Source organism: Desertivirga arenae, from assembly GCF_017355785.1.
Lineage (GTDB): Bacteria > Bacteroidota > Bacteroidia > Sphingobacteriales > Sphingobacteriaceae > Desertivirga > Desertivirga arenae.
On the sequence record NZ_JAFEWE010000007.1, the window covers coordinates 21,314 to 37,903 of the forward strand.

A 16,590-nucleotide genomic window follows, 5' to 3' on the forward strand; every position below is an offset into this window, starting at 1 on the left:
CGGTTTTGTTTTTACAAGAACCTAGTTGTTCTTTGTATTCTCTACCAGTTGTGATTCAATAATTACTTTATAAAACGCTTGTATCTCCTGGCTATCACTCCGTTGACTTATTAGATCCAGCAAAGTATCAGTAGCTTTTTGGGCCTGAAGTGTCGGGAACTGCTCCACAGACGCGACCGGTTTATAATCCATATAATCTATCAGTGGAAGATTTGCATAACTTACAAACTCCACATCTTTCCCAATTTCAAGTTTTTTCAAACGAGCGTATTTAATAGCATAAAGGGCTACATAATCGTTAAAAGTTACAATTGCAGTAGGTTTCCTTTTATTTTTTAGGAGGTACTCCATCGCCTCTACCGTGCCTTGTTCAGTAAGGTCGCAATTTACTACCAGTGTTGGGTCAAACTTAAGCCGGTTTTTCGACATGGCTTTTATAAAACCTTCTTTCCGTTCTTTACTTGCCAGTAGTGTTGTTGGCCCGTTTATCAACCCGATAGTCCGGTGTCCTTTTTTTAAAAGATAGTTCACTGCCTCCACTGTTCCTGTTTCCATGTTACAAGCTACATAATGAATGTTTTGAATCTGGGGAATACGGTCAAAAAACACAATTGGAATATTGTATTTTTTCAATGATTCGAAATGCTCAAATGATTTTGTGTTTTTAGAAATAGAAACAAGAAGTCCGTCTACCCGATGGTTCTTCATCTTTTCAACCAATTGTTTTTCTTTAATCTCATTGTCGTGCGATTGTGCAAGTAATACGGTATAGTTTCTGTTATAAGCGGCTTCCTCAATTGCACTGATGGCCGAGGAGAAAAATACTTCCGAAAGCTCGGGTAGTATTACACCAATCGTATAAGTTTTGCCCTTTTGAAAGAAAATGGCTGTTTGATTTGGTTCGTAATTCAGGTCTTTCGCCAGCTTCTTAACTTTTGCCCTAGTTTCTTTTCCAATGCTGGGATGATCATGCAAAGCTCTGGATACCGTAGAAGTGGAAATTTTAAGGATTTGCGCAATTTCTTTGATCGTTGTTGGTTTCTCTGACATGATAAAGGGTGTTGAAGAAGACAGGAATGCCCCGTGTAGTTATTAATAAAGCTTGAAAGTAATCTATTTGGAGTAATATCGGAACATCTTTGAAAAATCAATCGTTTGCGCTAGTATTTAGAGGCAATAAGGGCTTGTTTGAGACCATGCGTGCCGAATCTTTTTATTGATCCACTTTAAACTATTTCCGGTAGTTATAAAGCTCCTTCTGAGGCTCGCCCACCTTATCTATCCATCAGTCTGCTTAGCATTCTCCTTTTCTGATGCGAAACTTCAGTAAGTTTTCTCAAACGTTTGCGCAATCTTACAGCGCTGAATTTCATAGCTTCTCCTGAGTAAAATGCTAGATTTACAATAAGAATAACTAACCAAGGTAGGGCATGCAATTGCCTTAATATAAACTAACATAATTAATGAAGTGCTATAAAATGAATGATTTCTTAGCTCAAGTATTTTTCAGCTGATCTTTTAACTTTAATGATTTTGTGCAGTGGCATTGGCTTTTTGCATTTTTTAAGGTTTTCAATACTGATTCTGACCCCTTGAGTGCAATGTTTTTTTATTTCTTTATCTATTTGTTGTTGAAACTGGAGTTGGATTCATTTTGGAGGTGAATTCTTATTTAAATATTTACTGGTTTTGATAAAACGCTCGATTATCTATCTGATGCCTGGTTGTTTTATATCAGAATGTTGTTTTTATCCTATTAATATTCGGGTTTGTCTGTATTTTTTGGGTTAAATAAAAAAAATATCAAAAATAGTTTTAAAAGTGTGTGCGCAAACACTATCTTTACGATAGGAGGTTTAAATAAATCCTAAGATAAAGAGTGTGCGTGCACAAAGTTTATAAATATTATAAAATGGGGTCAAAGGAATTAAGTAATTTAAAAGTAGAGTCAATACTCGAGCAGTTCCAGATTGATGGGCAGGCGGCCGAGATACATCCTTATGGCTCTGGTCTTATTAATGATACTTTTTTTGTAAAAAATAAAAGTGTCGGTTATGATGATTACCTGCTGCAGCGTATCAATCACCATGTATTTAAGGATGTTTCAGGATTAATGAAAAATGTCGATCTTATTATCGCTCATCTTAAAAAGAAGACAGCATCTGATCGTAAAGTTCTTACTCTAGTTCCCACTAAAAGTGATGAACTTTTTCATATGGAAGCGGACGGTTCCTTCTGGCGCTTGTATGTTTTCATTCCGGGAACTAAGAGTTATGATTTGGTAACAACCGAGAAGCAGGCCTATGAGGGAGGTCGGGCTTTTGGAAACTTCCAGCTGCTACTTTCGGATATGGATGTTGCCTTATTAAAGGAAACAATCATAGATTTTCATAACATTAAAAAGAGGCTGCGCGATTACTACACGGCTTTGAAAGAAGACGTAGCCGGCCGTGCTGGCAGTATTACCCAGGAAGCCCTTTTTATTAAAGATCGTGAAGATGCGATGTCAATAATTTTTAATTGGGGAGAGTATGGCCTTATACCTCAACGGGTAACGCACAATGATACGAAATTCAATAATGTGCTATTTGATGAAAATAACAAGGTTCAATGCGTAATAGACTTTGATACCGTTATGCCTGGTCTAGTAGCGTATGACTTTGGGGATGCCATCAGAACAATAATCAATACCGCTAATGAGGATGAAGCAGATCTTGATAAAATTCAAATTAATATACCTCTTTTCGCAGCCTATGCAGAAGGATATTTAGAAGAAGCAGGAGAATTTCTCTCTCCAAAGGAAGTAGAATCTCTTTCTCTCGGCGTATTGCTTTTGCCTTACATGCAGGGAGTGAGGTTTCTTACGGATTATTTAGACGGGGATAAGTATTTCAAAACAACCTATCCCGAGCATAACCTGATAAGGGCCCGGACCCAGTTTCAGCTCTTAAGAAAACTTGAAGAGCAACAAGCAACACTGGAGCAAATATTAACCACTGCGGCGGCTAATAATGTAGGAAAGAAAAATATCGGGACAGTGAGTGTAGGTACAAATTAAATATTCATGAATTAAGAATTCGCCAAATAAAAAATATTATGGACTGTAGTTATTTACTCAACAAAAAACTCTTTTACGCTTTCTTACTGCTTGCGAGTTTGCAGTATTCAGATGCAGCTGCAAAAAGTGGCGTAAGAAATACTGTTGGCATCAGTCAACAAGTTACAATTACTGGAACTGTCCTTGACCCTAATGGGATGACGCTGCCTGGCGTTTCTGTATCTGTTAAAAATTCCAAGGTTGCTACTTCAACTAACAACCAGGGTAAATTCTCAATTACTGCTAAAGAAGGAGATGTGTTGGTATTTAAAATGGTGGGATTTGAGGCGAAGGAAGTTACAATAGGCAGTGAGGCAGCGTTAACCATTCGTTTGCAGGAGTCTAATACAAATTTAAATGAGGTAGTAGTAGTAGGTTATGGAACCCAGAAGAAAAGGGACCTTACTGCAGCAATTTCTTCGGTTAAAACAAGTGATCTGGTGATGTCTTCAGGGCCAGAAATTGGCAATATGCTAAAAGGTAAAGTACCGGGATTAACAATCCGCCAAAATAGTGCACAGCCAGGAGGAGGGCTCGATATTCTTGTACGGGGCGCCGGCTCTATTAACGCTAGCAATCAGCCATTATTTGTTGTAGATGGATTTCCAATATCAGATTTGCAGCAACCAGGAAGCGGGAATCGTTACAACGGCGGTACTCAAAGTATTCTGAACTCTTTTAATCCTAATGATATTGAGTCTATTGAAGTATTAAAAGACGCCAGTGCAACAGCTATTTACGGATCAAGAGCAGCAAACGGGGTAATTTTAATTACTACGAAACGGGGAGCAGAAGGAAAGCCGAAAATTGATTACATGAATAACTTTTCCTTCCAAAAGTATAATAACTCCTTCGATGTATTGCCTCTGAATGAATGGATGCAGGTAAGAAACGAGGCGAAATACGAAAAATGGATGTGGGATAACAAGGTTTTTCCATACGGAACTGAAACTGTAGCGTCATTAGCGTCGAGAAGTGAGCCTGTAGTATATCCTGGAAATCCCTATACTCAAAAAGCGATTGATAATGTTGGTGAAGGAACGAATTGGATGGATCTGGTAATGCGAAACGGTTCAACTAAGCAGCACAACCTTACCGCTTCCGGCGGAACTAAAAGTACACGTTACCTCCTGTCAGGGAACTATTATAATCAGGATGGGGTGGTTAAAAATTCCGGATTTAAACGCTATTCATTTCGCGCTAACGTAGATCAGGAGATCAATAAATACCTGAAGCTGGGTGTAAATATGACAGCTAGCCGCATAGACAATAATAATAGTCAGCTAGGCGGAGATCAATTTGAAAACTCAGGTGTTATTCGTGCTTCAATTCAGCAGGGGCCTCATATTCCTGCCCTGGACGAAAACGGTAATTATCCGATTAATCCGGACCTTGCTTTACAGCCAAATCCTTATTCGCTGCTTACTATAGCAGACCAGGGAAGAATTGAACGGATGCTGTTAAACTCCTACGTTGATATTACTCCGTTCAAGGGTATGGTAGTTAAGCTTAAAGCTGGAGTGGACCGCGGATACTCAAAACGTGAGACTTATATTCCAACCACTACTGTAGCTGGTAAGCTCGAAAATGGAAGAGCTTCTGTTTCAAATCTTGATAAGGATGATTACTTGTTGGAGGCAACAGCGAATTATTCAAAAGTGCTGGGAGGCCATAAAATAGATTTATTGGGAGGTGTTTCGCAACAAAAATTCATCAATCGCTTTAGTTCGACTGGCAGTACCGGATTTATCACCGATGCTTTTCTTTGGAACAACCTTGGGGCTGGAAGCAATCTTCAAACACCATCATCTTACGGGCCTGAGAATGTTATTGCCTCTTATTTCGGCCGGGTTAATTATAACTACAAAAGCAAATATCTGCTTACGTTCACCCTTCGTACAGACGGAGCCAGCGTATTTGCAAGAAATAATAAGTGGGGAACGTTCCCATCGGCAGCCGTTGCCTGGAACGTGGTGGAAGAACCATTTTTTAGCGGTATAAAGAACGTAGTATCTCAATTAAAACTTAGGTTAAGTTATGGCCAGACAGGTAATGCTCAGATAAACAGTAATGCTTTTGCTGCTTATAGTGCGTTTCCAGCGTGGTTAAGCGGAGAAGAAACCCGCCAGATTGGAGTAGCCCTTTCCCGACTTGAAAATCCTGACTTGAAATGGGAAACGACTACTGGTGCCAACCTCGGAGTCGACTATTCTTTATTTAATGGCCGTGTGGAAGGATCTTTCGAGCTCTTTAATAATGTAATTTCTGATTTGCTTGATACCAAGCCTCTTAATTCCTATCAGGAAGTTAGCTCTATTATAGCAAATGTTGGTAAAACAAGAAGCCGAGGAGTTGAATTTAGCATCAATACAAGGAACATTCAAAGGAGGAATTTCTCCTGGCGGACGATGTTAAATCTTTCAAGGTACAAAGACACCTGGTTGGAAAGAGCCCCAGACTGGAAGCCGTTAGTTTACCAGAGTGAGAAAGATCCGATAAGAGCAAGATATACTTACATTGCTGATGGAATACTTCAGACAGGTGATCCCGTTCCTGCTTCTCAACCGGGTCTCATGCCTGGTATGATTAAGATCAAAGACTTGGATGGCTATGTTCGGGATGCAAATGGAAACCCTGCTGTAGATGGAAATGGAAGATTTCTGAGAACGGGTTCTCCTGACGGAATTATTGATGCTGCGGACCAACGGATGGAAGGAACAACAGATCCAAGTTTAATGGCTGGTTTAACAAATATTCTGACGTACAAAAATTTCAGTTTAAACTTTGATTTCAATGGACTTTTTGGACGAAAAATGGCCGATCCTAATTATGTAACGTATGGTTTTAGTGCTTATGGCATTGAAGCACAGGGATATGGTGGCTTAAGGTCAATAAAAGACCGTTGGACACCAACGAACCCATCTACAACCAATCCAAGTTCATTCTGGGGCTTTTCTCCAACTGGTGCCGTTGGCGACTTTTTCATGCAGGATGCCTGGTTTGTTCGTTTGCAAAATGTTTCGCTGGGATACAATTTACCTACAAGGTTATTGAAAGGAGTATTTAGTTCAGCCAGAGTACATGTTGATGCACAAAATTTATTTGTCATTACGCCTTATAAAGGTGTTGATCCGGAAACAGATTCTTACACTGCAGCTTATCCGAACATTCGTACATATACAGTAGGTCTTAACTTAAGTTTTTAGTCCTATCCATAATAAAAAGAAAATGAAAAAATTTCTATTTGCACTAACGTCTATAGTGTTGTTACTGGGTAGCTGCACAGAAGACCTTGTTTCGATTGATTACTCCGAGATAAATCCAGCTATATTCCCTAAGTCAGAGTCTGATATTCAGGCCATGGTTAATGCAGCTTATTATCCTCTTAGGGGCGCCTATAGTGATGGTATTTTTTCTACATCAGAAAAAGGAGTGATGTTCATTTCAGATGCTACCACTGAAATTCTTTACGGCCCCTATGGAGACCAGCAAAAGGCCACCCTCCATAATTACAGGCCCGAAGATGCCCCTTTCACCCGGTATTATGATGATTTTTACAATAAGATAAGCCGTATGACTGTTACTATCGATCAAATCGAGAAGTCAACAGTTTCTGAGTCTCTAAAGAAAAGAGCTATTGCAGAAGTACGCTGTGCCCGGGGGCTTCTGGCCTATACCCTATTTGATCTTTACGGTCCGCTGGTAATAGCACCTTTAGAGCTTTTACAAAATCCATTAAAAGAGGAGCCACTTGCCCGATTGACAAGCCAGGAAACCGTAGATTTTATTGAAGCTGATCTCATTGCTGCTGCTGATGGACTTCCAGCACCCTCGGAAGCTGAATATGGGCGCTTCAATAAGGCTTTAGCGAAAATGATTCAAATCCGTTTAAACCTGCACGAGAAGAAATGGGATAAGGTTTTAGCCTTAAGCAATGACATCATCGCATATCAGTATTATAGCCTTGACGCCGATTATGCAGGAATGTGGAATCTTGATGGCGCTAAAAATAGCAAGGAAGTGATTTGGGCCATTCCTTGCGACTATGCCGGCACTAGCGAAAATCAATGGCAACTGATGGTGCTTCCTGCGGTGTTTGCTCCTAAAGGTGGTTTCGGAACCATCCAAAGTACCTGGTATTTCTACGATAGTTTTGAAAGTAACGACAAACGAAAGACAAGGCTGATTGCAGAGTTTACTGGTACGGATGGTATTACTTACAGCAGGACAAATCCTGGAAGTTTAATGAATTATGGTCCTATTCCGCTAAAAATTCATCCGGATGCGGAGCGTACCACCGGACTTACAACGGTAGATATCATTATGTATCGCTATGCAGACGTCTTATTGTCAAAAGCTGAGGCGATTGCTAACATTTCAGGTCCTAATCAAGAGGCTATGAATCTGGTGAACATGGTGAGAAAAAGAGCCGACCTTGGAGATAAGCAGCTTGCTAATTATAGTGCACTTCCAGCCTTCAATGATTTGATATTACTGGAAAGAAGCCATGAGTTCTGGTGTGAGAATGGCCAATATCGAGCTGACCTAATCAGACATGGAAAGTTTGTTTCCCGCACTCAGCAAGTAAAAGGTTCAAATTTTACAGCTCCTCATAAAGTCCTTTTCCCGTTTTCACCCGCAAGAATTGCGGAGGGTAAAGGGAAATTTATTCAAAATCCAGGTTATAACTAGTATTTTATTGCGAATTTAATATAAAAGCAATGGCAACGGATTCAAATTATTATAAAAGGTTACTTCTGGGAGTAGTGACAATGTGCATAATGGGATGGGTAACCTCCTGTAAGAAAAATAGTCCCGCGCAGAAAGAGGAAGAAGAGACTAAATTGAATTATGAGATCTCTTATGATATTTTTCCCAATCCAGAGAGAGGATTTACAAAAACAATTCCTACCTATTCTGACGGTACCGGTTTAAATCTCACTCAGCTAAAAACTTTTAGAAGCCAGAATATCACTTTGGTTGTTCGTGTCTTTTATTTAAATCTGTACAAAAACAAGCAACTCGATCAGCCAATACTTAATTTGATTCAAACCGACCTTGATAAACTTCGCGAGGCGGGACTTAAGGGTGTGATTAGATTTGCTTACACGGATGATATTAACGGCACTGATGCTCCGCTTTCTATAGTAGAACAGCACATTGATCAGCTAAAAAGCATCGTCGATATAAATAAAGATGTGATCGCATTTGTACAGGCTGGCTTTATCGGCGCCTGGGGAGAATGGCACAGCTCTAGTAATGGTTTGGCTACAACCGAGAATGAACGCGCTGTATTAACCAAATTACTATCAGCGTTTCCAAAGGAGATCCTTCTTCAGGTGCGTACTCCTCGTTATAAACAGCAGGTATATAACACCACCTCCGCTTTAACAAAAGAGCAGGGGTTTGGGGGAACAGATATCGCGCGTGTTGGGCATCACAACGACTGTTTTTTATCAAGCACCGATGATTATGGAACTTATAGCAATGTAGGGGCTGAGAAGCAGTATATCAGTAGTGAAGGATTGTACGTGCCGGTTGGCGGTGAGACTTGTCCTCCGCTTGGGGGCTTTTCACCTAACTGCCTGGAGGGGCGTAATCAGATGAAGCTTCTGAGATGGACTTATATCAACACGGATTACTACCAGCCAACGCTAAGCGCATGGAAAGCGTCAGGTTGCTTTGAGGAATTCGAAAGAGGACTGGGATATCGCCTTGCTTTGGTAAATTCCAAATTACCCACCACTGCCACTGTAAATAGCTCATATCCTTTCGCTGTTGATATAACAAACAACGGATATGCTCCTGCATATAATAAGAAGGTTACGAGCCTTGTATTGAAAAATAAAACTACAGGAAGTTATTCTGAGATTAAATTAAACTATGACATAAGGGACTGTAAGCCTTTAGCCACAGCCTCTATTGTGGAAAATCTAAGTCTGGCTGGAATACCTGCAGGTGAGTATGCGCTATATCTAAAAATTGCTGATCAATCTGATCGATTAAAAGCCAGGGCAGAGTATTCTGTTAGAATGGCAAATAAAAATACATGGACGGAAGAGAATGGAGGAATGAACAATCTTTTGTCAAGCTTACAAATTAAGTAGTGTTTACGATTTACAACAATTAAATGAGAACGAACTTTATTTTATCAATCTGTGCGGTAGTCATCGTGCTTATTGCTGGCTCTTGTAAAAAGGAAGAAACAGGTAGTGATACAAAGGCTGTTTTTAGCTATGTGGCTGACGGTTTTCAGGTGAATTTTACAAATTTCTCGAGAAATGCAACGGAATATATCTGGGAATTTAACGATGGTTCTAACGAGACCTCAACAAAAAAATATCCGCAGCACGTATTCAAGAGCAAAGGCAAGTTTCTTGTCACACTAACTGCTAAAAACGGGAATGAATCTAGTGTATTTTCCGATACAGTTACCATCCTCGGTCCCAACATTAAAATTGATGGAGATTTCAAAGATTGGGAAAATGTGAGCTATTCTCATACTAATGCTGCCAGTGCCGGTGGTAATCTCTTGGCAATGAAAACCTTTGCTACGGATAATAGCATCAATTTCTACCTCGAAGGAACCACTGACATGAAAATGGAGATTTTCGATTTATATCTCGATGTAGACAATAATACAGCAACTGGTTTTAATACCTGGCAATATCCAATGGGTTCCGGTTCTGAATTTCTGTTGGAAGGAAGCTTTAAAGACGGCTGGGGAGATATGTTCAAACATACTGGTGCGCCAACCGAGTTTGCTTTTACTCCGGTTGCTTCTTTTTCCGATGTCCTAAGTTACTCCCAGATCAAAACAGTGGGAGGAAAGAATATAATTGAATTCTCCGTGAAGCGGTCGAAATTAGGTACAAATCTTAAGGGCTTCGTAAATTATTCGATAACAGAACTTACTTCAGGTTGGGCTGCTGTAGGAAGCCTTCCTACTTTCCAAACACCAACGTCTGCCTTTGGAAAGATTGCGTTGTAATAAACGTTGCAGATTAAAAGAGGCTATACATTTGGTTGTTTTTTGAACAGAGGTGATAAGAGATAATGAACAGAGATAAGAGTCACAATAGTTTAAGGCGTAATTGTCAACGAGTTCCTGTTCATCCTTATCACTCAATTTAGTTAACGGTTCATTTCTTTAACGATCAGCGGATTACAATCAATCGCCCGAAAATTACAATTTTAGAATCAATGCACAGAAGAAGTTTTATAAAAAATAGCACGATGGCGGCAGCCGGATTTGCTATTCTTCCTTCCATTACTTTCGGCATGAGTAAATCGAAAGTAAAACTGGGATACATAGGAGTAGGCCTTAGAGGGCGAAATCATATTTCGGAAGGCCTTTTAAGGGATGATGTGGAAATTGTAGCCATCTGCGATACACAGGAAAGCTCATTGAAGTTATGCAGAGAGCAATTTCAGCAGGCGGGTAAAAAACTGCCCAAGGAATTTACTGGAGGGGTAGATGCTTATAAGAGAATGCTTGAAATGAAGGAAATAGAAGGAGTTATCATTGCTACTCCCTGGACTTTTCATCATGATCAGGCGGTAGATGCGATGCAAGCAGGAAAATACGTAGGCTGCGAGGTGCTTGCAGGCTTAACTTTAGAGGATCACTGGAATATCGTCAATGTTTCAGAAAAGACAGGTATGTCTTATATGACGCTGGAGAATGTTTGCTATCGTCGGGATGTTATGGCTGTGCTAAATATGGCCCGTCAAAATCTTTTTGGCGAGCTAGTACACTTAGAGGGAGGATATCAGCATGATTTAAGACCGGTTCTTTTTAACGACGGAGCGCATTTTTATGGACATGGGGTGGAATTTGGTCCGGATAAATCTATAGGTGAAGCGCAATGGAGAACCCAGCATAATATTGATATGGTAGGAGATATTTATCCTACACACGGCTTAGGGCCATTAATGCCTTTTATCAACATTAACCGGGGAAATCGGATTACAAACCTCGTTTCCTTTTCCTCCAAAGCTAAGGGCTTGTCAAGTTATGTGAATAAGCTATCACCTGGTCATAAGAACGCAAGCGTCAATTTTAAGAATGGTGACATTACCACTACGTTATTAAATTGTGCTAATGGTGAAACTTTAAGTATCCAACATGATACCCATCTACCCCGGCCATATTCCCTCGGTTTTCGAGTCCAGGGTACAGAAGGTTTGTGGACTGACGCAAATCAATCAATCTACATTGAAGGAAAGTCAAAAAATGAAGATGTTTGGGATCCTGCGGAAGAATGGCTTAAAAAGTACGACCATCCTCTATGGAAAAAGTATGAGAAACAAGCCGAAGGAGCGGGACATGGGGGAATGGATTGGTTTGTTTTTAATGGATTTGTGGAAGCGATAAAACAAAAAAGACAAACCCCTATCGATGTTTATGACTCGGTGACAATGAGTGCCATACTTCCTTTATCGGCTAAGTCCATCACGGAAGGAAACATGCCCCAAGACTTTCCTGACTTTACAAGAGGCAAATGGAAGACAATGAAGAACACTTTTGCTTTAAATGACAGCGGTTTTTAGCCGGAGGACAATAAAAAAATTTTCTTTTACAACAGCTTTGGGCGAACTGGATATTGACGGAGGAACAAGATTGTTAAATAACCGGGTAGAAAAAGGTGCTGATGAAGTTTCATCCACAAATGCTCCAACACCATAAAAAAATCATGAAAGAGGAACGCTGCAAAAATATTGAGAAAGGGAACAGGATGATCAATCGAAAAGCAATTCTTATTTCGATAGTTTTTATGGCGTTCTTCTTTCACCTTACGGGATTCGCACAGGTTAAGACATTAATCTACAGTGAGAGCAGAGATGACATTCCAAATCCGGAACGGGGTTTTTATTTTCCTGCAGCAGAGCCAGTCGGAGAGCTGTCCGTAGAAAAGCTTAAAAAACTACGCACAGTTTATTCTGCAAAAGCCAGTGCTGATTATTCTACCTGGATAAGTTTAGTTTATCGGGGATATCTTCTAACTGATTTCAGAGACAAGCCAATCTCATCACAGTTTCTGGAAAAGTTACAAAAGGATTTTGATGCGGTAAGGTCGGCCGGCCTGAAAATCGTACTCAGGTTTTCTTATACGGATAAGAGCAAAAATGGTGATTGTCCTGATAAAGCGATATGCCCGCCATATGGTGATGCGCCGAAGGAGGTTGTCCTGAATCACATTGCTCAACTAAAACCTTTAATCCAACAGAATTCAGACGTCATAGCAGTCGTTCAGGAAGGATTTATCGGTATCTGGGGCGAAAACTTCTATACAGATTATTTTGGAGATCCATCTGCAAATGGGCGGGGATTTGTTCCGGATAGTAGCTGGAATGACAGAAATGAAGTTTTAATGGCTTTGCTGGACGCAGTTCCTCAGCAGCGAATGGTACAGGTTCGAACCCCGCAAATCAGACAACGTTTTTTGTCTGGCCCTAATGCTCCGGTTAGTAAAAAACCTTCTGCCTTAAAAAAGGCATTTGATAGGAGTAGTACCTCAAGAATTGCCTTTCATAATGATTGTTTCCTTGCTAGCTCAGATGATTATGGAACTTATACCGACTACGGTAATTCTTCTGGTAGACTACAATCAACAAACCTCATCTTGAGAAAATATCTCGAGGCAGAAAGCAAATATTTAGCAGTAGGCGGAGAAACATGCGACGACACGTTCAGTCCTCAGAACGACTGTGAACCTTATGGACATGCAATGAAGGAAATGGCGGCAATGCACTACAGTTTCTTAAATGTAAGTTATAATAATTTGGTGAATAACGATTGGGAAGGGCAGGGATGTATGATAGAGATAAAAAAACGCCTTGGCTATCGCATCGTCCTTAAACAAGCCAAACTTCCAACTGCAGTGAAAGCAGGAAAGAAAGTGAAGATTGACGTTCAGTTAAAAAATACAGGTTTTGCTTCTCCTTATAATCCCCGGCCGGTTCAATTAGTTCTCAGAGATAGTAAGGATGGAAGTATTTACAGAATAGAGCTACAAACTCGTATCCAGAAATGGTATCCGGGCGAAGTTTTTCTGCGAGAATCTGTGAGGTTGCCAAAGGAGATAAAGAACGGCGATTATGATTTGTTTTTAGGAATGCCAGATGGCTATACGAGTTTGCAGAATCGTCCGGAGTATAGTGTTCGTTTGGCTAATGAAGGTTTGTGGGAGGAAAGCTCGGGACTGAACAGGCTGAACCACGCAATGAAAGTAAAGTAGTAGGGTTATCGAGAAATTTTTTTCTAGTATTTGATATAATATTCCTGATGATATATTTCCTAGTTTTTTGGTATGGTTAAACCGGATTCAGCGACAATTCCTAGAGTTTCGAGAATTGCTTCTATTGATGTGTTGCGGGGCGGCATTATGATTTTGCTGGCAGCAGAAAGCTGCTTATTATACACCTCACTTAAAGATCAAATTACATCTACTTTAGCCACCGGCATCATTGATCAGTTTTTTCATCATCCCTGGCATGGCTTAAGGCTTTGGGATCTGGTTCAACCGGGCTTCATGCTGATAGCAGGGGTAGCGTTGTATGCTTCCTGGAAAGCAAAATCCGAAAAAGGCCTGAGTTGGACTGCAAACGGCAAAACGGTTTTTCTTCGGTGCCTTAAACTATTTTTCTTCGGCGTAGCTCTACATTGTGTGTATGCGGGAAAATTAGTTTGGGAGCTTTGGAACGTACTCACACAGCTATCAGTTACCACTCTGATTGCTTTTCTGATAATTCGAGAATCTCACGCCGTTCAACTTTCGATTTCAATGCTTCTCCTGGTTTCAACGGAATTTCTATATAGATGGTGCGGGCCTACCGGCTTTGATGAGCCCTTCCAGCCTCAACATAATTTTGGTACGTATTTCGATCTTCTGTTGATGGGCAAGGTTAATTCTGATGGATGGGTTGCTATAAATTTTATTCCAACTGCAGCTCATACTATCTGGGGAGCGCTTTGTGGGCGAATACTGCTGTCGGAAAAAAGATCGAAAGAAAAAATTCAAGTATTACTAGTAGGCAGTATTACGGGGCTTATTTTAGGTTATGGACTCGATTTTTTCTCAATTACCCCCATTATTAAGCGAATAAGTACAAGTTCTTTTGTGCTTGTTTCTGGTGGCTGGGTTTTAATTGCTGTTGCTTTTTGTTACTGGTTTGTGGATGTCTGTGACTACAGAAAGTATTCCTGGATATTTTCTGTAATGGGGATGAACGCACTTTTTATCTATCTCTTCTTTGAAACAGTTGGTATACAATGGCTCAATCGCATTGTCAGAATTTTTGTGGGAGGCTTAGCCTTTCTTTCTATTTCTAGTTTCAGCATCGCTTTGATCTCCTCAATTCTCACTCTTTTTATTGAATGGTATCTATGCTATTGGCTACACAAGAAGAAAATCTTTTTTAAGGTATAAGTTAGGATGCTATTACTCACCATTTGGAGAAGTTGAAAGGTAATATCAGAGATTATGATCAGATTTTCATTCGGACAAAACTCGATGAAAATATTCAGCCTCCTGTAAAGGTTTTAAAGGTTGAAAATGGTTTAAATTCTAGGTTCCTGAGAAAATCAGTTATAAACTTTCTGTGGAGTTGCGGATAGAAACTCAGTTGAATCGTCTGCAGCTGAACGTGACCAATTATAGGATTGAAAAAGTGTCGAATAGAAAAGTTCGATTACTAAATCTGAATAATGGAGGTAGATATGAATTTGTTAATACAGCGCCGTAGGCAGGTCTGCAAATTTGACTAACTTAAGGAGCAAGTCTTACGTGAAGGACGTTTCGATTTGAGATATCATGAATAATAGGAAATCAAATTAAAATAATTAAGATCTTTGACTGCTTAACTACTTCGCAGAAATAACAAGCCCGGAATCGCGCAATACCAGGGAATTCCGTACATAACAATTCAAATGAAAGACTTTTCTGATTTCATAAGAGCCAGAGTACTTATTAGTGATAATGATCTAACAAATGTTCTCGTGAAGTTCAAGGAGAAAGTGATCAAAAAAGGAACGCTTGTATTGAGAAAGGGGCAAATTGCAAATCAATATTTTTATATAAGGTCAGGTGGCCTGCGCCTTTATTATGGAGAGTTTGATGAGCAGCATACATCCTGGGCCTTTTTTAAAAATGACTTTTTTACCGAGATTTCAAGCTTACACCACCAGGTTCCATCCCGCTTTAATATCGAGGCGATAGAGGAAACCGAGCTTCTGGTGATCAGCAAAATTGAAATGGATCAGCTTTATAAACTATTTCCTGTATGGCAGGAGTTCGGTAGGAAGATCTGGGAGGAAATGTGCATCAGGCAAGTCGATCAAAATCTGCAATACCAAACCTTAACTGCCGAACAGATCTATCTGGAGCTTTCAAAAAACCAGGACTTTATTAGGAAAATACCGGTTAAGCAACTGGCTACCATCCTTGGCATTACCCCTAATGCACTTAGCAGGATCCGCAGAAATATCAGGTGATCCATTATCTACCTTATGGTAGTTTTTTCGCCTTTCTACCGCTCTACATTTGTAAAAAGATACAAATGATGGAGAATATCGATCAATTTTCAGATGAAGAACTAATTAAAAGATGGCCAGGCTTTGTTAATAAAACGGCTGCGGTGAATGGTGTTAAACTTCATTACGTAGAAGGAGGCTCAGGAGAACCGCTTATTTGTTTACCGGGCTGGCCGCAAACTTGGTTTTCCTACCATCCTATTGCCATTGAACTTGCGAAATCATTTAAGGTGATCGTGGTCGACATCCGTGGAATGGGAAGTTCGGATAAGCCAGGATCAGGTTACGATAAAAAAAACATGGCTACAGATATCTTAGAACTGGTAAAGCAGCTTGAATTGGAAACGGTGAATATGATGGGGCATGATATTGGGGGAATGGTGGCTATGAGCTTCGCTTTCAACTATCCTGAATTCGTAGAAAAGCTTATAGTATTAGACGGTTCTCATCCTGGTGAAGGTATGTTGCAAATGCCATTAATACCATCCTCAGGTACATTTGGCGGGAAAATGGACGCTAATATGCCATACGCTTGGTGGATGGGTTTTAATCAGGTGAAAGGATTACCAGAGCAACTGCTGGCAGGCCGTTATGAAATGCTGCTCGACTACCTTTTTAAATATGTAATGATTGACGAAAACAAGATGAGCGCATTTGACAGGGCTGTCTACGCCGCAGCGTATAATGACACTGATAGTATAAGGGCTTCTAATGCCTGGTATCAGGCATTTGCCCAGGATATAGAAGATTCAAAACATTATAACCAACTTACTATTCCTGTACTTGGGATTGCCAGCTATGTGAGTTACAATTACATGAAAATGGGATTGCCTTACGTTGCGAAAAACTTAAGCGTAATAGGAATATTAGACAGTGGACATTATTTGTACGAAGAGAAGCCGGCTGAGGTGATTGATGCCGTGATGAACTTCTTGTCAAAGGATAAAAATTAAACATA

12 protein-coding genes are annotated in these 16,590 nt (G+C 40.1%); 11 read left to right on the forward strand and 1 reads right to left on the reverse strand.

The window, feature by feature from the left end; genetic code table 11:
- Positions 1–21 precede the first annotated feature (21 nt).
- Positions 22–1,050: a LacI family DNA-binding transcriptional regulator gene (locus J4N24_RS14900; protein ID WP_207534501.1), complete on the reverse strand. Its 1,029-nt coding sequence runs from the start codon at positions 1,048–1,050 to the stop codon at positions 22–24.
- 862 nt (positions 1,051–1,912) lie between these two features.
- Here J4N24_RS14900 and J4N24_RS14905 point away from each other — a divergent pair.
- The 11 genes from J4N24_RS14905 (at position 1,913) to J4N24_RS14955 (ending at position 16,585) form a co-directional block, all read left to right on the forward strand.
- Complete coding sequence (locus J4N24_RS14905; RefSeq protein WP_207534502.1) at positions 1,913–3,058, forward strand: phosphotransferase enzyme family protein; 1,146 nt, start codon at positions 1,913–1,915, stop codon at positions 3,056–3,058.
- Between the two features lie 38 nt (positions 3,059–3,096).
- Complete coding sequence (locus J4N24_RS14910; RefSeq protein WP_207534503.1) at positions 3,097–6,303, forward strand: SusC/RagA family TonB-linked outer membrane protein; 3,207 nt, start codon at positions 3,097–3,099, stop codon at positions 6,301–6,303.
- Between the two features lie 22 nt (positions 6,304–6,325).
- Positions 6,326–7,789 carry a RagB/SusD family nutrient uptake outer membrane protein gene (locus tag J4N24_RS14915; RefSeq protein WP_207534504.1) on the forward strand — a complete coding sequence of 488 codons (1,464 nt, stop codon included), beginning with the start codon at positions 6,326–6,328 and terminating at the stop codon, positions 7,787–7,789.
- 29 nt (positions 7,790–7,818) lie between these two features.
- Positions 7,819–9,204 carry a DUF4832 domain-containing protein gene (locus J4N24_RS14920; RefSeq protein WP_207534505.1) on the forward strand — a complete coding sequence of 462 codons (1,386 nt, stop codon included), beginning with the start codon at positions 7,819–7,821 and terminating at the stop codon, positions 9,202–9,204.
- Positions 9,205–9,227: 23 nt separating this feature from the next.
- Positions 9,228–10,088 (forward strand): PKD domain-containing protein, encoded by an 861-nt coding sequence (locus J4N24_RS14925; RefSeq protein ID WP_207534506.1) that lies wholly within the window; start codon positions 9,228–9,230, stop codon positions 10,086–10,088.
- A gap of 212 nt (positions 10,089–10,300) precedes the next feature.
- Positions 10,301–11,650, forward strand: coding sequence for a Gfo/Idh/MocA family protein (locus J4N24_RS14930; protein ID WP_207534507.1), 1,350 nt, complete (start codon positions 10,301–10,303; stop codon positions 11,648–11,650).
- The gene (locus tag J4N24_RS14935) at positions 11,634–11,786 is read left to right on the forward strand and encodes a hypothetical protein (RefSeq protein WP_207534508.1); all 153 of its coding nucleotides are present in this window, start codon (positions 11,634–11,636) and stop codon (positions 11,784–11,786) included. Before J4N24_RS14930 ends, J4N24_RS14935 begins: the two co-directional genes overlap by 17 nt.
- Positions 11,787–11,793: 7 nt before the next feature.
- Positions 11,794–13,338, forward strand: a complete 1,545-nt coding sequence (locus J4N24_RS14940) for a DUF4832 domain-containing protein (protein ID WP_207534509.1) — start codon at positions 11,794–11,796, stop codon at positions 13,336–13,338.
- A gap of 72 nt (positions 13,339–13,410) precedes the next feature.
- Positions 13,411–14,529 (forward strand): acyltransferase family protein, encoded by a 1,119-nt coding sequence (locus J4N24_RS14945; protein WP_207534510.1) that lies wholly within the window; start codon positions 13,411–13,413, stop codon positions 14,527–14,529.
- A gap of 500 nt (positions 14,530–15,029) precedes the next feature.
- Positions 15,030–15,593, forward strand: coding sequence for a Crp/Fnr family transcriptional regulator (locus J4N24_RS14950; RefSeq protein WP_207534511.1), 564 nt, complete (start codon positions 15,030–15,032; stop codon positions 15,591–15,593).
- A gap of 65 nt (positions 15,594–15,658) precedes the next feature.
- Positions 15,659–16,585: an alpha/beta fold hydrolase gene (locus tag J4N24_RS14955; RefSeq protein ID WP_242691640.1), complete on the forward strand. Its 927-nt coding sequence runs from the start codon at positions 15,659–15,661 to the stop codon at positions 16,583–16,585.
- Positions 16,586–16,590 lie beyond the last annotated feature (5 nt).